The sequence below is a fragment of the Acinetobacter sp. CY17 genome (genome assembly GCF_059515825.1).
In genome coordinates this window covers 60,664-81,801 of sequence record NZ_JCAKMX010000004.1, presented here as the reverse complement: position 1 = coordinate 81,801, position 21,138 = coordinate 60,664, and the positions used below count along the sequence as shown (strand labels likewise).

At 40.9% G+C, this 21,138-nt stretch carries 19 protein-coding genes and 2 tRNA genes; 13 read left to right on the top strand and 8 right to left on the bottom strand.

The window, feature by feature from the left end; genetic code table 11:
* The first annotated feature begins 65 nt into the window (after positions 1-65).
* Together mgtE and AC5YCI_RS04430 are read left to right on the top strand one after the other, a co-directional pair.
* On the top strand, positions 66-1,397 hold the full coding sequence (gene mgtE, locus AC5YCI_RS04435; protein ID WP_496128179.1) for a magnesium transporter: 1,332 nt from the start codon (positions 66-68) through the stop codon (positions 1,395-1,397).
* A gap of 84 nt (positions 1,398-1,481) precedes the next feature.
* The gene (locus tag AC5YCI_RS04430) at positions 1,482-2,036 is read left to right on the top strand and encodes a DUF4112 domain-containing protein (protein WP_496128527.1); all 555 of its coding nucleotides are present in this window, start codon (positions 1,482-1,484) and stop codon (positions 2,034-2,036) included.
* A gap of 42 nt (positions 2,037-2,078) precedes the next feature.
* Here AC5YCI_RS04430 and htpX read toward each other — a convergent pair whose 3' ends face one another.
* On the bottom strand, positions 2,079-2,984 hold the full coding sequence (gene htpX, locus AC5YCI_RS04425) for a protease HtpX (protein WP_496128180.1): 906 nt from the start codon (positions 2,982-2,984) through the stop codon (positions 2,079-2,081).
* 123 nt (positions 2,985-3,107) lie between these two features.
* Positions 3,108-3,968, bottom strand: a complete 861-nt coding sequence (locus AC5YCI_RS04420; RefSeq protein ID WP_496128181.1) for a lytic transglycosylase domain-containing protein — start codon at positions 3,966-3,968, stop codon at positions 3,108-3,110.
* 494 nt (positions 3,969-4,462) lie between these two features.
* On the opposite strand from AC5YCI_RS04420, the gene ttcA reads away from it, so the two are divergent.
* Positions 4,463-5,386, top strand: coding sequence for a tRNA 2-thiocytidine(32) synthetase TtcA (gene ttcA, locus AC5YCI_RS04415; RefSeq protein WP_496128182.1), 924 nt, complete (start codon positions 4,463-4,465; stop codon positions 5,384-5,386).
* Positions 5,387-5,523: 137 nt separating this feature from the next.
* The gene (locus tag AC5YCI_RS04410; RefSeq protein WP_496128183.1) at positions 5,524-5,907 is read left to right on the top strand and encodes an SCP2 sterol-binding domain-containing protein; all 384 of its coding nucleotides are present in this window, start codon (positions 5,524-5,526) and stop codon (positions 5,905-5,907) included.
* 47 nt (positions 5,908-5,954) lie between these two features.
* On the opposite strand, the gene AC5YCI_RS04405 is transcribed toward AC5YCI_RS04410, so the two are convergent.
* Positions 5,955-7,067, bottom strand: a complete 1,113-nt coding sequence (locus AC5YCI_RS04405) for an MltF family protein (RefSeq protein WP_496128184.1) — start codon at positions 7,065-7,067, stop codon at positions 5,955-5,957.
* Positions 7,068-7,426: 359 nt separating this feature from the next.
* On the opposite strand from AC5YCI_RS04405, the gene greB reads away from it, so the two are divergent.
* The 4 genes from greB to AC5YCI_RS04385 all read left to right on the top strand — a co-directional run bounded on the left by greB (position 7,427) and on the right by AC5YCI_RS04385 (position 11,285).
* Positions 7,427-7,915, top strand: a complete 489-nt coding sequence (greB, locus tag AC5YCI_RS04400) for a transcription elongation factor GreB (RefSeq protein ID WP_496175265.1) — start codon at positions 7,427-7,429, stop codon at positions 7,913-7,915.
* A 95-nt stretch (positions 7,916-8,010) separates the two neighbouring features.
* Positions 8,011-8,101: transfer RNA gene (locus tag AC5YCI_RS04395), tRNA-Ser, on the top strand.
* A 176-nt stretch (positions 8,102-8,277) separates the two neighbouring features.
* Positions 8,278-8,368: transfer RNA gene (locus AC5YCI_RS04390), tRNA-Ser, on the top strand.
* A 154-nt stretch (positions 8,369-8,522) separates the two neighbouring features.
* Positions 8,523-11,285, top strand: coding sequence for a M16 family metallopeptidase (locus AC5YCI_RS04385; protein WP_496128186.1), 2,763 nt, complete (start codon positions 8,523-8,525; stop codon positions 11,283-11,285).
* A gap of 36 nt (positions 11,286-11,321) precedes the next feature.
* On the opposite strand, the gene AC5YCI_RS04380 is transcribed toward AC5YCI_RS04385, so the two are convergent.
* The gene (locus AC5YCI_RS04380; RefSeq protein ID WP_496128187.1) at positions 11,322-12,020 is read right to left on the bottom strand and encodes a pirin family protein; all 699 of its coding nucleotides are present in this window, start codon (positions 12,018-12,020) and stop codon (positions 11,322-11,324) included.
* 140 nt (positions 12,021-12,160) lie between these two features.
* On the bottom strand, positions 12,161-13,390 hold the full coding sequence (locus tag AC5YCI_RS04375; protein ID WP_496128188.1) for a L,D-transpeptidase family protein: 1,230 nt from the start codon (positions 13,388-13,390) through the stop codon (positions 12,161-12,163).
* 204 nt (positions 13,391-13,594) lie between these two features.
* Here AC5YCI_RS04375 and hemE point away from each other — a divergent pair, with 204 nt between their 5' ends.
* The 4 genes from hemE (at position 13,595) to AC5YCI_RS04355 (ending at position 18,043) form a co-directional block, all read left to right on the top strand.
* Positions 13,595-14,665, top strand: a complete 1,071-nt coding sequence (gene hemE / locus AC5YCI_RS04370; RefSeq protein WP_496128189.1) for a uroporphyrinogen decarboxylase — start codon at positions 13,595-13,597, stop codon at positions 14,663-14,665.
* A gap of 9 nt (positions 14,666-14,674) precedes the next feature.
* Positions 14,675-15,472: a DUF817 family protein gene (locus AC5YCI_RS04365; protein WP_496128190.1), complete on the top strand. Its 798-nt coding sequence runs from the start codon at positions 14,675-14,677 to the stop codon at positions 15,470-15,472.
* 172 nt (positions 15,473-15,644) lie between these two features.
* Complete coding sequence (locus AC5YCI_RS04360) at positions 15,645-16,109, top strand: DUF3015 family protein (RefSeq protein WP_496128191.1); 465 nt, start codon at positions 15,645-15,647, stop codon at positions 16,107-16,109.
* A gap of 41 nt (positions 16,110-16,150) precedes the next feature.
* Positions 16,151-18,043, top strand: a complete 1,893-nt coding sequence (locus AC5YCI_RS04355) for an Lnb N-terminal periplasmic domain-containing protein (protein WP_496128192.1) — start codon at positions 16,151-16,153, stop codon at positions 18,041-18,043.
* Here the strand turns inward: AC5YCI_RS04355 and AC5YCI_RS04350 are convergent.
* Positions 18,021-18,575 (bottom strand): DUF4385 domain-containing protein, encoded by a 555-nt coding sequence (locus AC5YCI_RS04350; RefSeq protein WP_496128193.1) that lies wholly within the window; start codon positions 18,573-18,575, stop codon positions 18,021-18,023. The two genes, AC5YCI_RS04355 and AC5YCI_RS04350, sit on opposite strands and share 23 nt — an antisense overlap.
* A gap of 50 nt (positions 18,576-18,625) precedes the next feature.
* Positions 18,626-18,952: a hypothetical protein gene (locus AC5YCI_RS04345; protein WP_496128194.1), complete on the bottom strand. Its 327-nt coding sequence runs from the start codon at positions 18,950-18,952 to the stop codon at positions 18,626-18,628.
* 413 nt (positions 18,953-19,365) lie between these two features.
* Between AC5YCI_RS04345 and AC5YCI_RS04340 the strand changes: the two genes are divergently transcribed.
* Positions 19,366-20,745 (top strand): GGDEF domain-containing protein, encoded by a 1,380-nt coding sequence (locus tag AC5YCI_RS04340; RefSeq protein ID WP_496128195.1) that lies wholly within the window; start codon positions 19,366-19,368, stop codon positions 20,743-20,745.
* 20 nt (positions 20,746-20,765) lie between these two features.
* Here AC5YCI_RS04340 and AC5YCI_RS04335 read toward each other — a convergent pair whose 3' ends face one another.
* Entirely contained in the window at positions 20,766-21,122 is a 357-nt protein-coding gene (locus AC5YCI_RS04335; RefSeq protein WP_496128196.1) for a cupin domain-containing protein, read from the bottom strand.
* Positions 21,123-21,138: the final 16 nt, after the last annotated feature.

The following is a 21,138-nucleotide window of genomic DNA, read 5'->3' as shown; positions in this document are numbered from 1 at the left end:
TTTTATCGCTATCTAAGGGCGGTAAAATCTGTTTGAATAAAGTTAAACAATGCTAAAAAATTGCGATGAATCATATAAAACAACAGATATTGCAGCGTCTCAAGCAAGATCGAGCCAACGAGTTAGATACGCTTTTTGCAACACGCCATCATCAAACCATTAGTGATGCTGTAGCGGAATTAAGCTTGGCTGAGCAAATTCAAGTACTGTGCAACAGCCAACAACGTGGCCGCATTTTTGAACATTTACCGCATGCTATGCAAGTACAATTGGCACAGCATTTACATGTGCAAGATTTAAGTGGCATTGTAGAGCAGATGCATTCTGATGATCGGACCGATCTTTATCAGTTATTAGCGCCCGATTTACAGCAACAACTACGAAAACATCTACCACCACAGATACAGCAACAGCTCAGTGAGTTGACCGCCTATCCTGATTTTTCAGCCGGCTCGATTATGAGTTCTGACTTTGTCACACTTGCCCCCGATATGAGTATACAACAAGCAATTGAGGCGTTACGCCAAGTTGCTGCGGATCGTGAAACCTTAAATTTGATTTATGTGGTTGATGTTGCACAGCAGTTGTTAGGGGTAATCTCACTGCGACAAATCATTCAGGCTGAGCCTAGTATCAAGATTGCTGAGGCCATGTGTCAGGATCTAATTTATGCACATGTTGAAGAGGATCAAGAACAGGTGATTCGACGACTGGCACATTATGATTTTTTGGCTTTGCCGATTGTCGATGCACAACAACGTCTTGTGGGTATTGTGACCTATGATGATGCCATGGATGTGATGCGTGCTGAAACTGATGAAGATTTTTTAAAGGGCAGCGCCGTGCAAAATGAGGGCAGTTTAAGCCTCAAACATGCCTCAATTTTCACCCTATATAAAAAACGTGTCTTTTGGCTGGTCATTTTAGTCTTTGGGAGTTTATTGTCAGGTCTAGGGATTGCCCACTTTGAAGAGATTATCGCCACGCATATTGTATTAGTCTTTTTCTTACCGCTGCTGGTGGGCAGTGGCGGCAATGCTGGTTCACAATCTGCCACCTTAATGGTACGTGCTTTAGCCACTGGAGATGTGGAGCTTAAAGACTGGTTTGGCTTACTTGGACGTGAAAGCTTAGTGGCACTATGTTTAGGCGCTACCATGGCCATTGCAGTGTCTATTTTAGGCTATATCCGCGGTGATATCATGGTGGCGGTTGTTTTGGCATTTAGTATGATGGGCATTGTGTTGTTAGGCGCACTGATTGGTATGAGCTTACCGTTTATTTTAAACAAACTTAAACTTGATCCTGCCAGTGCCTCAGGGCCACTCGTGACCTCAATTTGTGATGCAACAGGCGTAGTGGTGTATTTATTTATCGCCTCGCAACTGTTATTTTAACTTGAGGAAATCCATACATTTTTATGTGCTTTCAATAGCATTTATACATCAAGGTCCACTATGCCAACAGCACAGCAAGCGAAAATGTCACGCCAAGAAGTTATTCGCCTAGAGCGAGATTTGGCTAAATTTGCCACTATGATGGACTCATTGGTGCGGATTCCATTTACCAAACAGGGCGTAGGCGCTGATGCAGCTTTAAGTACCTTACCTGTGGCTGGAGATCTTGCCGGTTTTGCTTTGACCTGTTATGCCATTTATAAGGCCCGCCAAATTGGCGTGCCACAGCATAAGCTTAATCCCGTGATTAAATTGGCTGTGATGGATGCAGTGGTTGGCTTTATTCCTGTGGCGGGTACAGTGTTTGATGTCTTTATTCGCCCGAGTAAAAGAGCCTTAAATGTGGTGCATGAACATATTCGCGAAGAATATCAAATCCAAAGCGATCATCACATTGTGCATCCATTTTTACATGAAGAATTAGAAAAAAAGCAGCAACATTCAAAGTTTTGGCGTCATCCTGTTGTGGCTTGGCTTTGGGTGCACATTCCTGATTTACTTGGTGCATTGTTTATCATTGTTTTTTTAGTGGCACTGTATTTTGGCGTGATTGGGTTAATCAATATATTTGGCCATTAAAAAGCCCCCTAGAGAGGAGGCCTTTTAATCAAGCAACTTCAATTAAGGACAATCAAGTTGTTGTAAAGCTGCTACACGTTGTTCAATGGTCGGATGGGTTTGGAATAAAGCGGCTAAGCTAAATCCTTGTTCTTGACCGGCTGAAATTGAGAATGCCTTCATTTCTTTTGGCATTTGATCTGGCATTTCAGTTTCTGCTTGTAAACGAAGTAAAGCAGAAATCATGGCTTGTTTACCAGCTAAGCGTGCACCTGCTTCATCGGCACGGTATTCACGGTAGCGCGAGAACCACATCACGATGGCTGAGGCTAAAATACCAAATACAATATCGAGTACAATGGTAATGGCAAAATAGGCAAGACCAGGGGCTTCACCTTCTTCACGACCAAACACGTTACGGTCAATAAAGTCACCGACAATACGCGCAAAGAACATGACAAAGGCATTGACTACACCTTGTACTAAGGCAAGTGTCACCATGTCGCCATTGGCAACGTGACCGATCTCATGGGCCAATACTGCACGCAGTTCATCTTTATTCATGCGCTCAAGTAAACCAGTCGAAACCGCAACCAAAGCATCATTTTTGTTCCAACCGGTTGCAAAGGCATTCGATTGATAAGATGGGAAAATACCAACTTCTGGCATCTTAATACCAGCACGTTGAGAAAGCTGCGCAACCTCTTGTAACAACCAAACTTCTGCTTGGTTACGAGGTGCATTTGGGTCAATCAGTTCTGTACCTGTGGTCTTTTTAGCCATCCATTTCGACATGAATAGCGAAATCATTGAGCCGACCATACCAAACACAAAACAGACCACCAACAGGTTGCCTAGATTCAAGCCACCCGCGCCATGGTAACTACCGACACCGAAGAGTGACAAAATAATGCCAGCTACAACCAGTACCGCGAGGTTGGTTAGCAAGAACAAACCAATCCGCATCATTGAGAAAATCCTCTTATCGTAAAAATATAATCTGATTTATGAATGAAAATCATATCTTTCAATATGCGGTGAATGAGCTGAAAATTCAAGAAAAAATAACCAAACTTGAGCAAAAAAATCGGATTAATTGTCAAAAGTAATCGAAGCTGAAGCAATCGCATGACCTGTACTATATGAACCACGTACCGGACGATCAGTATAACTGCCATCAGCTAAACGAATCACCTCACGGCTATAGCTTGGGGTGGTAGTTTGGCTATAGTTGCTCGATTGAGCAATAACTGTTGCACCTTGTGGAGCTTGGCTAGCGTTTTGAATCGCAGAGCGCGGCGTGCTAGTTAAGCCACCCGCATATAGGTTTTGATAGCGGCTATTGACGCGGCGTACATAATCTTGGGTTTCACGAAACGGTGGAATACCCCCGTATTTTTGCACATTCCCTTCACCTGCGTTGTAGCCTGCCAGTGCTAAAGAGGTATTGCCATTAAAGCGTTTGAGTAGCCAGGCTAAATATTTAGCACCCGCCATAATATTTTGCTGCGGATCATAGGCATTAGAGACATTAAAACGTTTAGCTGTGGCTGGCATCAGTTGCATTAAACCTTGTGCACCGACAGGGGAGCGTGCATGTACATTAAATCCTGATTCGGTGTGCATGACAGCTTTAATTAAACCTGCAGAAACGCCATGTGTCTGCGCGGCTTGTTGAATAATATGATCAAAGGCATTTTTATTCCGACTTTGACTCGGGGCTACTGCCGCTTCGTTAGCGCCATAATTACCATAAGAATGAATATTACTGTCAGGATAGAAGGTCTTTTTCTCAACCTTTAAATGTGTGTACTTGGTCTGTTTATTGGTTAATAAAGTGGTGCCGTTCTGATCTTTGAGTTGATAGATGGTTTCCCCAGCAAAACTGAAGCTACTCCAGCATAAGCTCACCACAGTTGTACACATCCCCAAAATGGCGAAGTCGATTTTCATTGTAGTAATTTAAAATCTGTCCCCAAACAATAGCCTTCAGTTTAGCAAAAAAAATCCATCACGAAAGCTCTTGATTGTTTAATTATTAAGTTGTTTATAAAAACGGGTGTTAAAACAGCAGCTCAGAAATAAAAAAAAATTAATTTTTTTTTATTTTCATCGACTTGACATATTTAAGTTATTGATTAAAAACAAATATTAAATTGATCAAAAAATGATCAATTTAAATAGAAGCCTTATTAGATGGGCGGCAGACCTTGTCAAGTGTTAGAGAATCCACAAAGTTATCCACAGCTTTTGTGGAAAAGTGTGTCGAACAACTGTGTTGAGCAAAATTTTGTTGCAAAAATATTAGATTGATTAATTTATCAACCCTTTAGCGACAATTTGATGACAGCACTTGCATTTGGGCAGAATTTACATTCTTTTGCTGCGCTTTAAGCTTGAATCGGCTAAAATTCCGCGTTATTTGTATTTATGGGTTAATCTCGTCTATGTTCTCGCCAGTTGAGTCCAATCAAGGCTTTAATTTTAAGCCAGAACTCCCAACCAGCTCTGCGTACTATCGTCTTTTGAAAAAATTACGCCGTCAGGTCGGTCATGCTATTCGTGATTTTAAAATGATCGAAGATGGCGACAAAGTCATGGTGTGTATTTCAGGTGGTAAAGACAGTTATACCTTACTTGATATCTTGTTGCAGTTTAAGCGTATTGCACCGATTAACTTTGATGTGATTGCAGTCAATCTTGACCAAAAGCAACCAGGTTTCCCAGAAGATGTACTGCCGCGTTATTTAGAAGAAAATAACATTCCGTACTATATCTTAGAAAAAGACACTTACAGTATTACTAAAAAGCTGACTCCAGAAGGTAAAACGTACTGCGCGGTATGTTCACGTTTACGCCGTGGCTCGTTATATGGCTTTGCTCAAGAAATTGGCGCGACCAAAGTGGCGTTAGGGCATCATCGTGATGATATTTTAGCGACTTTCTTCTTGAACTTGTTCCATGGTGGTAGCTTAAAAGCAATGCCACCAAAACTCTTGTCTTCAGACAAAAAGAACATCTTGATTCGTCCACTGGCCTATGTGGAAGAAAAAGATATTATTAAATACGCAGAGATGCGTAAGTTCCCAATCATTCCATGTAATTTATGTGGTTCACAAGAGAATTTACAGCGTGCCATGCTTAATGACATGTTACGTCAATGGGATAAAGAGCATCCAAAACGTCTACACAGCATTTTTGGTGCACTACAAAACGTTTCACCATCGCAACTGGCCGACCGTGACTTATTTGACTTTGAAGCTTTAGATAGCGAACGTGAATTTGACTTTAAAGGTACGTGTACAGTAGATGAAACAGAAGGCGCAAGTAAACGTATTACTATGGTGAACCTAGGCTTTGCTGCTGAATAAGTAATAGGCTTCAATCAATAGGTGTCTTGATGACACCTATTTTTTTATCTTAAAAAAAGCATGGGCTAAATAGGTGATTACATGCTATAAAAGAGTAAAACCATTTTAGCAATAACAGAAATAATTGAGGATGAGACATGCCAGCGTTTTTAACGGATGATTGGTTTGCAACAGTAGAATCATTAACAGCACAGGCGGGCGAGCTGAATTTACCTCCTGCGTTAAATGCCTTAGCCATCAACTTAATTGTCAATGATGCAGCCGGTACGACAGAACTTGCACTGGCAGGTGGTAAGCTGCAAAAAGGTCTCGCTGAACAAGCCAAAACCACTTTAACGATGGATGGTGAAACCTTACGTAAAGTGTTTTTAGAGTTTGATATGACGGCAGCCATGCAAGCGTTTATGACCGGTAAGATTAAAGTACAAGGTGATATGTCACAACTGATGGCTCTACAAACCGCAAAACCAAGTGCTGAACAAAAAGCCTTATTCAAAAATATTTTAGCAGCTACTGCTTAACGCATGTTGCAATAAAAAAAGCTTAACCCTCGGGTTAAGCTTTTTTTTTAGATATTGACCAATTGTGGTGTGGTTTTAATATGCTCTAAATAAGCACGAATACGGGTCACGTATTGTACTGCTTGACGGTAACGACCATTGCTGGCTTTGTTACGATCTAAATAGGCATATAAATTTACCCAGTTATTCGGATCCTTGCCTTGAGCACGGATTTTTTTCTGAATTCCAGCCACAGCACCCGGTCCCATGTTATAAGCGACTAAGGCATACCAGTTACGATCTGGGAAAGGAATATGGCTATAACGACTCAGCATTTGATCATAATACTTCGCACCACCTTGAATGCTTTGCTTTGGATCAGTACGGTTACTGACGCCCATCGCTTTAGCCGTGTTATTGGTCAACATCATTAAGCCACGCACGCCTGTAGGCGAAACTGAATTGGGCTTTAAATATGACTCTTGATAACCAATGGCTGCCAATAAGTGCCAATCTAGGCCATATTGTTGAGCCGTTTGGGTAAAGTTGGTCTTATAAATTGGCATACGATTTTTCAAATCGCGCTGAATAACACGCCATGTTTCAGGTTTGACTACATTGCGGTTATAAAAAGAGGCTAACTGACGCATTGAACCACTTTGTTTAGCACGGCAAACAAAGCCGTTGGCGGTTTCAGATAATGGATCGTCCGCTTGTTTAAATACCCAGTTCAATTCGGTATTTAAGCCATTGCTCTGTAAGCTAGATAAATCACCACAACTGGCTGAAAAAGAAGTCAGTTTTTTTTGCTCAATGCTCGAAACACTCGCAGTGGTCATGGCAAAATTGGCTTTACCTTGCGCCACCCATTTTAAAGCAGTGGCATTATCCTGCACCACTTTAAAATCAAGCTTTACGTTTAAACTGTTGGCATAGTTACGTACCAAATCATAACCAAAACCATGTAAATGACGACCATCTTCAAATACAGTCGTTGGGTTGGCCACACTGACCACGGTAAGTTTTTTCTGATTCACAACTTGATCATATTGATGCGCTTTGCTGGCGTTAATGCTGTGAAACGGAATAATGGCTGTTGCAAGTGCAAGTGCTTTTACTGGAAGAGAGGAAGTAACAGATTTAAGGCTAAGCCTCGCGCCTGAGGTTGAACTACTGTGCATGTTGTCTCCGCTACAAGTAATTTATGCCCGTCAAGTCAAAGCAAAGCCTTCACTTGGTCAAGAGTGATAAATTCAATTCGGGGTGGGCAGTCATGAACGTCATTCAAAATGACATGGGAAAAATTGAAAATTGTGTAGAAAAACTACAGTGATTAAAAAATGGACAATAAATAAACATGGCGGCATAATAAATGTGAAAATCCGCCTTGTCAAATTTTGCTGAAAAAATAAATAAAATATAATTTTTAAGTTGTTGATTTTTAATAATATAAAATTTTAAATTTTGCGGATTTGTGTTTTTCTGTTATAAGGTCGACAAAAATGTTTTAAATTTACATACATCTGATTGTCAATTTTCTATGAAATCTAATCTGATTACCCGTGCTGGGCATGACAAACTGGTGGCTGAGTTACAGCAGCTTTGGCATCACGAACGGCCTGAAATCACTAAAAAAGTCAATTGGGCTGCAAGCCTTGGTGATCGCTCAGAAAATGCCGATTATCAGTATAATAAGCAGCTGTTACGTAAGATTGATCGCCGTGTACGTTACTTAGGCAAGCGTTTAGAAGAACTTAAGATTATCGACTTTTCTGAGCAGCAATTGGGGAAGGTTTATTTTGGTGCTTGGGTTGAAATTGAAAACGAAGCAGGTGAAGTCAAAACTTTAAGAATTGTGGGCGTGGATGAAATTTATGATCACCATCCACAGCATATTTCGATTGATTCGCCCATGGCTCGCGCATTATTGGGCAAAGAAGTTGATGACGAGGTGACGGTGGTCACACCTTTGGGTAAAAAAGTTTGGTACATTAATCAAATTCGCTATGACATGCCTAAAAATTGCTAAATAACGTATTTTTTGCCGCTATTTTGTGCAAATAGCCGAAAAATAGTAAAAAAATATTTGCCAAGCCAACAGAATATTTATATGATAGCGCACATGGAAGCGTGGCAGAGCGGTTTAATGCACCGGTCTTGAAAACCGACGAGGGCTTATACCCCTCCGTGAGTTCGAATCTCACCGCTTCCGCCAAATTCAAAAATCCTCAATCAATGATTGAGGATTTTTTTTTCAAAATGTGTTAAATAGGGCAAAACTTATCTAAAAACTCAAATGTTTACTTTTGAAGCATTTTTTGCTGTAAAAATCAGCAAGCTTGCTAAAAATGGTTTGCCAAATTTAAAAAATCTTTATATGATAGCGCACATGGAAGCGTGGCAGAGCGGTTTAATGCACCGGTCTTGAAAACCGACGAGGGCTTATACCCCTCCGTGAGTTCGAATCTCACCGCTTCCGCCAAATTCAAAAATCCCCAATCAATGATTGGGGATTTTTTTTATATCTCGATTCTGCTGTAAAAGTAGACAAGCCAATATAAATGTGAATAATTATCATTACTTTATTTTTCTCATAAAAAATGAGAATAAAAATTTACTATGATTAGGTCTAATTTATGTTAATGCGCATTAAACAGTTGTCTGTGTCTTTATGGCTGCTCGCCGGCAGTATGACCGTCGGAGCAACACCAGTACTTTTACATTCAGCGCATAACATCGAAGAATATCAACTTAAAAATGGTATGCGGGTGATTTTGGCAGAAAATCCCAAAGAAAGCCGTGTCTATATGAATACCATTTATTTAACAGGCTCACTCAATGACCCACAAGGCAAGGGTGGCTTAGCACATTTACTTGAGCATTTGGCATTTAAAGGCACCAAGGCGGTTGCAGGTGCAGAATTTCAACGTCGTCTTAATCAGCATACACTCTCTAACAATGCCAGTACCAGTTACTATTCAACCCAGTATAGCAATGTGATTCGTGCTGAACAAAAAGCAGTGAATGAGATTTTGCATCTAGAAGCCGAGCGTATGCACAACTTGGTTTTGCAAGAAAAATGGATTGCCGGTGAAATTGATATTGTTAAACGTGAGCGTGAAATACGTTTAGATCAACCCATGGCAGTACTGATGGATCAAATGGTCAAATCAGCCTACGGCAATCAACATTTGGGGCGTTTACCCATTGGTGATCTTAAAGAGCTTGAATCGATTACTTTGCCTGATTTGCAGCAATATTACCAAGATTGGTATGCACCCAATAATGCGGTATTGGTCATGACAGGTAAATTTGATAAAGCTGCAGTATTAAAGCAGATTGATCAACAATTTAGTCCAATTGCCAAACGTGCTTTGCCAGCCGCGGCGGCCAAAATAAAATTTGATTTAAATAATATACAGCAACGTCAGTTTAGTGTCGCAAAAGGCAGTGACTATCTACAGGTGAATTTTTACATGCAGCCTAAGGATCAAACTTTAAGTTATGCCTTATCGTTTGCACCTTATTTATATAGTTTAGAACCGACAGGCAAATTATACGCACCTTTGGTTGAATCAGGCATTGCTACTGGGGTCATGGCTTTAGATGCAAGCGATCAAGAACGTAATGTCAGTGTCATGGCAGCAGTCTATTCACCGCAGCATGATGCTAAAGCGGTGCAGACTAGCTTACTTGCGCAAGTTGAACACTCTCCAGCAAGTTTTAATCATACTGAATTGCAACGTATTAAAGACATGCAAAAAAATGGTGTGGAAAATATCTTAAAAAGCTCAGCAGCAATGTTGGGTCTAATAAGTCATTATGTGGTGGATCGTGAAGGGCAATGGCAAGCTTTCTTTAGTGATCAAGAGAAATTACAAGCTTTAGATGTTAATACAGTAAATCAAAGTCTCAATCAGTTTTTAAGTGCTAAGAATCGGATAAGTGCGACGATTACCCCGACACCTGAAGAGCAAAAACAAGCGGCAACGCAAAAAGCGACTACTCCAGCCAAAACCTTAGATCAGCAAGATGTACCTGAGGTGGCATTCAAAGACGTAAAAACCTATAAAACTGAAGTTAAAAGTTATGTGAAAACTGCAAAACTGAAGCTTAATCAGGTGGATCAACAAATTGAGCGTGGTCGTTTAGAGAACGGTGTTAAATATGCATTGTTTCCAACCACCACGCGTGATGATAAAACCTATGCCACCATTTCTATAGATTTTGGTAACGCAGAGAGTTTATTTAACCGCAGTGAGTTGATTGGCCTGACAGCCTACTTACTCTTGCGTGGTTCAGAACAGTATGAACGTCAAAAACTGATTGATGAGTCTATTCGTGTCAGTGGCCGTGCAAATGTATCAAGCAGTAGTAATAGTTTTACCATTCAGGTGTCTGCCAAAAAAGAGTATTTTGCCGATTATTTCAAATTTATTTTAGATAACTTAAAACAGCCCAAATTTGAAGAGAAAGAGTTTGAACTGATTCGTCAGCAAAGTCTTGCCATGTTAGATCGCGCTTATACTGAACCTGATACGGTGGTTGCTTTAAAACTGGGTCAAATTCTAGAACAATATCAACCCGGAGATATGCGTTATCATTTCGAGCCTGAACTCAGTAAAGCGCAGTTAAAAAAGGCCAGTAATGCTCAAGTGAAAGCTTTTTATCAGGAGTTTTTTAATTTACAGCAGGCACAAGTAGCGGTGACGGGTGAGTTTAATCCCAATACTATGCAGCAATTCTTGGCAAAAGAGTTAGGCTACTGGCCGGGGCAGAGCTCATTTGCTCGTGTGTTGCCGCGTTATAAAGCCTATACCGCACAGCAACATCATCTTTTTGCGGAACCGCGTGAATTTGGCAGTTATGTAGCGATGTTAACTTTACCACTGAGTAGTGAAGATCCCGATTCACCTGCATTCACAGTGTTTAATCATATTTTAGGTCATTCACAGCTTTCCTCACGTCTTGCTAAACAATTACGTGAAAAAAATGGTTTGGTGTATGGCTTTAGTAGTAGCTTAAATACTCATCGAGAGGTGAAGTCAGGGGCTTTAACGATTGCAGCGAATTATTCTGCAGGCCAAGCACAGCAAGTTTCAAAAGCCATACATCAAGTTTTGCGTGAGTTAATTCAAAATGGAGTGACAGCGCAAGAGCTAGAAGAAGCCAAAGCCGCCATTTTAAAACGTCGCGTAACCAATTTGGAAGATGAACGTAATATTCACAAAATGTTAACCAGTCAACTAGAGCATGATGAAAATATGCAAAGCCGAATCCAGCGTGATCAAGCTTTTGCTAAACTCACCACCAAAGATATTCATCGTGTTATTCAAACTTATATTCAGCCCGAGCAGTTAATAGAAGTGATGGCAGATCAATATGGCAAGCCTGAATAAATAAGGCATAAACAAGCCCGCAATTGCGGGCTTGTTTTATTTAGCTTGTTCAGTGAGATCAAACCAAATCATCTGTGCAGCATTCAGTGCTTTAACTTCAGCAATATCACGAAATAACAAAGCATCGCCTGCTTTGACTAGATGCTCGCCAATTTCTACAGCACCACTGATCACATGAATATAGTTAAGACCATATTCAGTTTTAACCGCTAAGATCTGATCTTGCTCCAGTAAAGCAGATTTTACTTCAGCATTTTGGCGTAAATGCATGTGGGCATGCGCTTTAGCACCTGCAATCACATGCCATTGGTTCGGTTGCTTGGTGACGTCACATTCAATTTGTTGATAAGTGGGTACAGCGTCATGCTCATTACTGTGAATCCAAATTTGCAGTAAATGCACCTCTTCATCATAGCGGTTCATCTCGCTGTGCTGAATCCCACTGCCTGCGCTCATCAACTGCCATTCGCCAGCTTTAATATCGCCACTGTTACCCATGCTGTCTTTATGGGAAATGGTACCTTTGAGCACGCAGGTTAAGATTTCCATATTGTCATGTGGATGCGTACCAAAACCTTGCTGACCTGCAATGTGGTCGTCATTAATCACTCTTAAGCTGCTAACACCCATGTATTTGGGGTTATACCAACTGCCAAACGAAAAACTATGTTTGCTGTCTAGCCAGCCCATTTTGACGTGGCCACGATCTTCACTGCGGTGTAAATAAGCGTTCATGTGTCGCTCCATATTTCTTATCTGTTGCTGAGCATTATAGATTGAAGAAATATAAGACTAAAGCCGATAAAAGTGACACTTTGTTCTAAATATGAAACGATCAGGTAAGAAATAAGCCCGCCTAAGCGGACTCATTTGAATTACTCTAAGAATTTAACTGTAACGCCAGATTTGACTTTACTGCCTAAATTATTGGCATCCCAGTTGGTTAAACGGATACAACCATGTGAGTATGATTTAGAAATCATCGATGGGCTTGGTGTACCGTGAATACCAAATGATTTTTTACTTAAACCAATCCAAATATTACCGACTGGACCATTTGGACCTGGTGGTAAAGACAGAGGTTTGGTGTTATTGCCTTGAATAAAATTTGATGGTGAGTAGCTATAATACGGGTTACGCGCTACACCAGTAATTTTATAAGTGCCCGTTGGTGAAGGAGTACTGGTACTGCCAATACTTGCTGGGAAAGAACCAATCATCTGGTTACGGCTGTTAAATAAATACAGCTGTTTAGCACCCTTATGTGCCACAATCAAATGAATATCTTCAGGTAATTTATTGCTGACGTTTGCCACGACAATACGATCACCCACTTTAAAGCCTGATTTTGGATTAAGTTGTTTTAAGAAACCTTCATCCATATGAAATTTTTCAGCCAACATTTCTACCAAACTGGTGTAGTACAGACCTGGCATTTTGGCCTGTAAGGCATAATCGCGTGGAATTGACTTGGCAAATGGACCTTTGGCATCAGCTGCAGTAATGGTGTATTCCACAAAAGCAGGGCGTGAACCTTGTTTGGCAACCAAAGCATCCCAAGTGGCTTTGTCCAGTTCACCTGTTGGTTTTAAGCCGTTGATTTGTTGGAAAGTAGAGATAGCCTTAAGGGTGTTTTTACCACTACTACCATCAATAGCACCCGGTGATGCATATGAATTGCTTAACATCACATGCGCACGTGCGTAGACAGGAAATTGACCTTTACCAATATTTTCATACCATGTGGCATTGTTTAAGCCATCTAGGGTCCAAGAAGCTTTTACAGCAGGTTGAGGCGTAGACGTTGTTACTGTTGGCTCCGATGTTGGTACTGTCGTAGCACTCGCCGGTTCAATTCCTGTGGCTGCATTGATATTTTCAGCTTTTTGTAAATCATCGAGCGTTTTTGACGCTTGATTTAAGTCTTGTTGTTCTTGTTGCGTAATCTGTGCAGAAGAAGCAGTGGTCGCTAACGGATCAATTGGATCAGCTACCGCACTAGACACCACTTGAGGCTTTAATGGTTGTTCAGCAGGCGCTGTGGCAAAAGCCGTACCAGCAAGCATGCAACTTAAGCTCATTGCGAGCACTGTGCGAACGAACATGTAATTCAACCTTAAAATTATTCATTTACATTGATAGAAACGTGACAAGTATTACAGAAAATTGGTTGTTTTGCAGTAGTTGTTTTGTGTCAGGATGCATTTTCCCACTTAGCCTAATCGCTTTTTTGCCACACAAGAAGTTATTCAATTTAGAGCCTTTTTGTTATGATGCGCTTAAGACTTATAGATTGAGATAGGAAAGTAATGACGACCTTAAAGAACGATCGTTTTCTACGTGCCTTATTGCGTGAGCCAGTAGATACCACCCCTGTATGGATGATGCGCCAAGCGGGCCGTTATTTACCTGAGTATCGCGCCACCCGTGCTCAAGCAGGCGATTTCCTGTCTCTTTGCAAAAACAATGATTTTGCCTGTGAAGTCACCTTACAGCCGCTACGCCGTTATGATCTAGATGCTGCGATTTTGTTTTCTGATATTTTAACTGTGCCTGATGCTTTAGGTTTAGGTTTATATTTTGAAGCGGGTGAAGGACCAAAATTTCATAAAACCGTACGTACTGAACAAGACGTTGCCAACTTACCCGCTTTTAATGCCAAATCTGATTTAGATTATGTCATGAATGCGGTCAGCACGATTCGTTCAGCGCTCGGTGGCCAAGTTCCACTGATTGGTTTTTCAGGTAGTCCTTGGACCTTGGCGACCTATATGGTTGAAGGGGGTTCAAGCAAAGATTTTCGTTTTACCAAACAGATGATGTATGCACAGCCTGAAGTATTGCACGCTTTATTGGATCGTTTGGCTGTGGCAGTGACCGATTATTTAAATGCGCAAATTGATGCGGGTGCACAAGCGGTACAAATTTTTGATAGCTGGGGCGGAGCGCTTGCGCATCGTGAGTATTTAGAATTCTCACTGAACTATATGCAAAAAATTGTGGCCGGCTTACAACGTGAAAAAGAGGGCCGTAAAATTCCCGTGATTTTATTCACTAAAGGTGGTGGTCAGTGGTTAGAGCCAATGATTGCAACCGGTGCAGATGCCTTTGGTTTAGATTGGACAACCAACTTGCAAGTTGCCCGTCAAACTGTAGCAGGCCGTGCGGCACTCCAAGGTAACTTAGACCCTGCAACTTTATATGCCACACCACAAGCGATTGCTCAAGCGACTCGAGCGATGCTTGACGATGCTTATGCAGGTGGTGAAAAAACCGGGTATATCGCTAATTTAGGACATGGTATTACCCAGTGGGTGAATCCTGAGCATCCTAAAGCCTTTATTGATACCGTACATGAATATAGCGCTAAATATTTATAAGGTTGAGTTGTGCTGAATATTTTTAAATCCAGCATAGAATTCTCCTATAAGGCAGCTTCGGCTGCCTTATTTGGTATTTTATTGCTGCTTGCCTTTGCTTTAACGGCCTCTATGGGGAGTCAGGAATTTTATGGTTTATTCCGCTATGACTATCTGTTGATCTATGCATTGCTAATTCAAGCCTGTTTATTATATTTAAAGCTTGAATCTTGGGCTGAAGCCAAAGTGATTGCCTTATTTCATATCATGGCAATGATCATGGAGATCTTTTTAACCCATCCTGCGATTGCCTCGTGGCATTATCCACAGCCTGCAGTGTTTAAAATTTTAACCGTGCCGTTGTTTGCAGGTTTTATGTATTCGGCAGTGGGGAGTTTTTTTGCCCGATCCTTGCGTTTATATCAGGTGAGTGTCAGTCATCTACCTAGATTTAGTCATATGCTGATCTTGGCTGTGCTGTCTTATATGAATTTTATGACTAAGTTTTTTGTACCTGATATTCGCTATGCTTTATTTGCATGGAGTACATGGATGTTTTGGTCAACCAAGATTCGTTTTTCTCTGGCCGAGCATCAATTGACCCTACCTATATTACCCGTACTTTGGTTATTGGCTTTCTTAATTTGGATTGCTGAAAACATCAGTACCTTTTATCAAATTTGGTTGTATCCAAGCCAAGTGGATGCATGGCATATGGTTGGGTGGGGGAAACTTGGTTCTTGGTATTTACTCCTGTTGCTCAGTTTGGTCTTGGTACTCAAAATTTTAGGCCAACGCTCGGACAAGGGGACCTGGCAATTACATTAAGCGGGAAATTCCCGCTTTTTTTATCTTTTAAAAATAGAAGCTTATTAATTTTATGATTAAACTGAAAAGAAAAGTTTTGTATTTTAAAAATGATACGGCTATTTTAAAGATGTGTAGAATAATTTTTATACACAATAACTAAAAAACCATAAGAATTGCTGGAGATTTCCATATGTTAAAAAAAGTTGTTCTAGGATGTGTACTTGCTTTGGGTTCAATGACAGCATTTGCAGATAGTGATGCCGGTTGTGGTATTGGCTCTCAAGTCTGGGCAGGTCAATCAGGTAAAATTCCAAAAATTATGGCAGCCACCACCAATGGTATTTTCTTAAACCAATTGTTTGGTATTACCTTTGGTACGCTCGGTTGTAATGGCAATGGTACTGTGTCCGCTAAAGTGGTGACCTTTACCAATGAAAATTCAGAAAATCTAGCGCGTGATATGGCGGTGGGTGAAGGTGAGAACCTCAACGTTTTGGCAGAATTACTCAATATTAAAGCCCAAGATAAAGCGCATTTCTTTGCGGTCTCTAAAGCCAACTTTACAAAAATTTATGCCTCTGAAAACAGCTTAGAAGTTTTGGCATCTTTACAACATGTGATGGCTCAAGACGACGTACTTAAAGCTTACGTTTAACAGACTAGGCTCTGCCTTCGGGCAGAGCACTCCTTTGACTTATGATTAGAGCATCTTTATCAGTGCCACGCTTTCTGTGTTTTACCTTCGTATTAAGCTTAGTCCCGAGTATCAGCTTTGCACATAATAGCTATATCCAACAGGCTGAACGCTTGCAATTGCATCAACATCCTACTTGGCAACATTTGACCTATCAACAGTCTGGCCTTAGTGAGGTCAGCTATACAGGTTTCTTTTTAACGCCCAATGGACAAAAAAATCCTCAACAAGAATTAGCGGCCCATGTTGAAGCCTTATTTCAAAATGCTCTACCTGATCAAGCCATGCGTTGTCGTTTTCCCGCACGCAGCCAATGGTTAATTCAACAATTAAATATTGATCTACATGCTTTGCCTAAAGTGAGTTGTCCTAAACTAGAGGCTTGGTGGCAACAGATCCAGCCGCATCGGGCCACTTTAATTTATGCCACTGACTTTATGGGCAATCCGAGTTCGATGTTTGGGCATACTTTACTCAGGATTGATCCGGAGAAAAGCCAAGATTTAAGCCTGGTTTCTTATGCAGTGAATTATGCGGCTACGGTGGCAGGACAAAGTGATTGGTCATTTGCCCTCAAAGGACTAACTGGACAATACCCAGGGGAATATTCGATTTTACCCTACTACCGTAAGGTAAAAGAATATGGCGATTTTGAAAGTCGAGACTTATGGGAATATGAACTCAATTTAACACCTGAAGAAACCCAATTTATGGTGCAGCATTTATGGGAAATGCAAAATGTTTCTTTCCCGTATTATTTTATTTCAGATAACTGTGCTTATCGCTTATTGGGTCTGATTGACTTAGTCCGACCTGCATTAAACCTACAACAACAGTTTCAACGCATTGCCATTCCAGTTGAGACTTTAAAAACGATTCAAGCACATGGTTTGGTTAAAGATGTGGTTTATCGTCCAGCGTTAGAAACCCAATTAAATACGCAAGCGAAAGCACACGGACAAAAACTAGCACTGGTAGCGCAGCAACTCACGCAAAAACCTAGCGAAAAAATGGCAGAGTTCATACGCCACTATGATCCATTAGAACAAGCTAAAATTTTAGAAATGGCTTATGACGCTTTGTATCTGCAGCTCACCAGCCGAGAAGTCGCAGCGAGTGAGGCGCAACCCAAATTAAGACGTATTTTGAGTTTAAGAAGCTATTTAGAGGTAGAGAAACAACGTGATTTACCGATACAGCCACAGCTTGATCCAAGTCAAAGTCACCATGCTCAGAATATTCAATTAAAAGTAGGGCAGGTACAAGGTCAAGAGTTTGTTGAAATTTCGCATCGACAGGCTTATCACGATTTAATCGATCCGCAAGCTGGTTTTCGTTTGGGCACACAATTACAGGTGTTAGAGGGGGCAGTGCAATATCGTGATGATCGAATTAAACTCACTGAATTGAATCTATTGAGTGTTAATTCTTATAGTCCTATCACGGCATTTAAAAGTGATATTAGCTGGGGCTTTAATTTGGGCTGGCAACAAGAAGCGCTTGATCGGCATGGCAATTTTAGTGAGGATGATCAGCACGGGCTAGTGAATTTAAAAACCCAGTTAGGTTACAGCTGGTTGCTCGGCCGTGATCAACATTTATGCTATGGGCAATTACAAAATCAATTTCAGGCAGGTAAAGCATTAGACTTGGGCTGGCGCACTGGAATTGGTCCGACAGCAGGTTGTCAAAGTTTATGGTCGGATCAGATCAATAGTGTTGTGCAGGTCGAATTGCCATTTTGGGATGATGTTGATCAATGGCAAATGAAGGCCAAAACAGAGTTGCAATACGTGATTCAGCCTAATCAGACCCTACGTGTGGGTTATGAATATCAATTACAAGACCACAAAAATTGGGATCGTTTGAGTTTTAGCTTTGTACAGTATTTTTAATCCATGCTAGAAACTGCTGTTTTTGTGCTAAGTAGTCAGGATGCTGTTGAGCCATATCCCATTTTTGCTTAAAAATGGCTGCGGCTTGTGCCTTGATGGGATCTTCAGCTGAGCGAGGCAATTCTTCGCGTCCATGTGCACCGCTCAAGCCTTTTTTATCTACAGGCACAGGGCCCTTGTATTTTTTACCCCCTTTATGGTTGGCATAACGTCGCGCACGGGTATAGCCCATTTGTAGAAATTTACGTGCCATATCTGCGCCAATAAAATCATGTTGTTTTAAATAATCTAAAAAAAGTTGGTAAATTGTGTCACTGCTTAAAGTGGCTTTTGCAGGGTCAGCAAAGCGCCAATGCGGTAAAATTTCCGACTTATAGGGTTCAACCAACAACACCCCTTGTTCACCACGTCCAATACGATACAGTTCTGGACGCTCTCTAAAGTTAATTGTTTTGAAATCTAAACTATAGTCAAAACTATTCGAGTTTACGCGTGCTGCACGCCGTGGGACCTCTGCTGTTGTCTTGGGCATATGTACTCCTGATCGCAAATAAAGCCCCTGTAGAGGGGCTTTATCGTGGCTTATTTGTCTTTTTTAGCTTTGCTTGTGGTCGCTTTAGCCTTATTGGTGGTTTTGGCTTTGCTTGGCTTTTTAGTGCTTGCTGCCTTTTTGCTGACTTTAGCGTCAGTATCCGACTTCTTGGTTTTGGCTATTTTCTTAACTTCGGACTTTGTGTCTTTGGTCTCAGCTTTTTTAGCCGGTTTTTTGACTGTTTTGGCCTTTTTGGTTACTGCTTTGTCTTGATCTGCTTTACTGGTTTTGTTGGACTTTTTGACTTTGTCCTCAGTGGCTTTTTTGGCTTTTGCAGTCGAGGTTTTCTTTTCGGTTTTTTTTGCTGTTGCTGCCATGTGGATTCCATCCTGTGTAGATTGACCTCTTTAATGTAGGCTCAAAATTTGTTGCATAGGGCTGTAGTTATGTAGTGATATGTAGATTCGCTGTAAGAAGTTTAAATAAAAATTAAAAAATACAGATAAAATGAGTCTAGATTTTAAGCACGCATTGATATTTTCGCGAAGTTTTCATGGCTTAATGCAGGGAATGTATGTTGATTGGCATGAGGGTGGCTTGAATCGGATTCATGTGCATGATTGAACTGAAAAGACTTGCATTTAATCGCGATAGTGATCAGAAAAACTGAAAAAGCAAATTAAATGAGAGCACTTTTTTGTAAATGACTAATTTTTAGAAATCTAGAATTGTGTCTATTTATGCAGAAGATTATGATGGCGTTTTGTCAAATTTGACGGTTTCTCCCTCCATGCAAGCGCTTGTTCCATCAGACACAGTATTGGCTTGGCAAAGTATTTGTCAGCAGTATCAACACAACGAATTGAAGTTAGCCGCAGCGTTTATTGCTCGACATGTGGACTGTTTGGTACTGGCATTTTATGAACAAATGTTGTTGTTACCTAAAGCCGCAGAGTTTTTTGGCGATGATATCGTGCAAAAGCGCCTTAAGCAGACGCTGAAAAACTGGTTACTGGCAACCTTTCAAGTCCCTCTGCAAAATACATATCAAGCCGCAATTGAACAACAGCAAAAAGTGGGGCGTGTTCATGCACGGGTGGGTATTCCGTCATGGTTAATTATGCGAGGCGTACGTGAAATTTATGCCAATATTTTTCGAGTACAGGCAGAACATCCTACAGCCTATGATGCTCGTCTAAATAGTTACTTTATCCAAGTGATTGGTTTAACGACAGAAGTGATGTGTTGTTCTTATGAGGAAAATACGGTAGAGAAACACGAAAACAAACAAAGCTATCGGGCATTTTCTGCCATACAAGATGTAGCGATCCAAAAAGATCATCAGCGCAGCAGTCTACTTCATTGGGAAAATGATTTGATGTATCGGGTGTTTTCTCATCAAGATGTACGCCAGTATCCGGTTTTGTCTAAATCTGAATTTGGTTTATGGTTCATTCATAAAGCAGCTTATGCCTTTCAAGGTACGGCACAAGTCGATTTAATTTTACAGCGTATTCAAGATATAGATGATTTAAAAACGAAGCAACTCGATCAAGATCCCTTAGAAACTATTCAAGAGATTCGTCAGATTAACCGTGAAATTCAAAATTTGTTAGAACAGCTGTTTCAAATGGTGGATTATTTACAAGCGGGTAATGATCCTTTAACCCAATTAATGAGTCGGCGGTATTTAAATACCATTTTGGCCCGTGAAATTCATTTTTCTCGTCAAAATCATGCGGCATTGGCTTTACTTGCTCTTGATGCAGATTTCTTTAAACAGCTCAATGATCGTTATGGCCATGCCCAAGGTGACTTGGCGTTAAAAATGATCGCAGATACCTTAAGGCATTATACTCGTGGCAGTGACTATGCATTTCGTGTCGGCGGTGAAGAGTTTTTAGTATTACTGGTAGACACATCTTTTGCTCAGGCACAGATAATTGCAGAGAATATTCGTGCCCATATTGCAGCACAGCGACTGGCGCTCGCCAATGGTGAGAATGTACAACTAACAGTGAGCATTGGCTGCGTCAATTATGATGGACATCCTGATTATCAACGCTTATTAGATGCTGCCGATGCGGCCTTATATCAGGCCAAACAACAAGGTCGCAATCGAGTATATAGTCAGTTACTCTGTCACACCCCTGTGCCTGAGTTGGCATAATTATGTGTAAAGGGTAGATGCTATGCATCTACCACCACAAAGTATTTTTTGACTGTTTCGACCACTTCAAAGGTGCCTTTAAACCCCGGTGGAATGACACCTGCATCACCGGCTTTAATCTCTACCACACTTTGATTTTGATCGTGCAAGCGAACCACACCTTCTAAGACGTGAAAAAATTCTTGTTTATTTTCAGCGAAGACAATATGCCAAGCGCCCACTTCGCATTGCCAAATGCCAGCATTCATATTGGGATGTTCATATAAACTTTGGGTTAAACGCTGGGGATTATTTTTGACTAAACGATCAGGGCGTGGATAGTCGATGCTTGATTCACTTGTAGCAAGGCCTTGTCCGGCAATGTAAAGCTGTGTCATATATATTCATCCATAA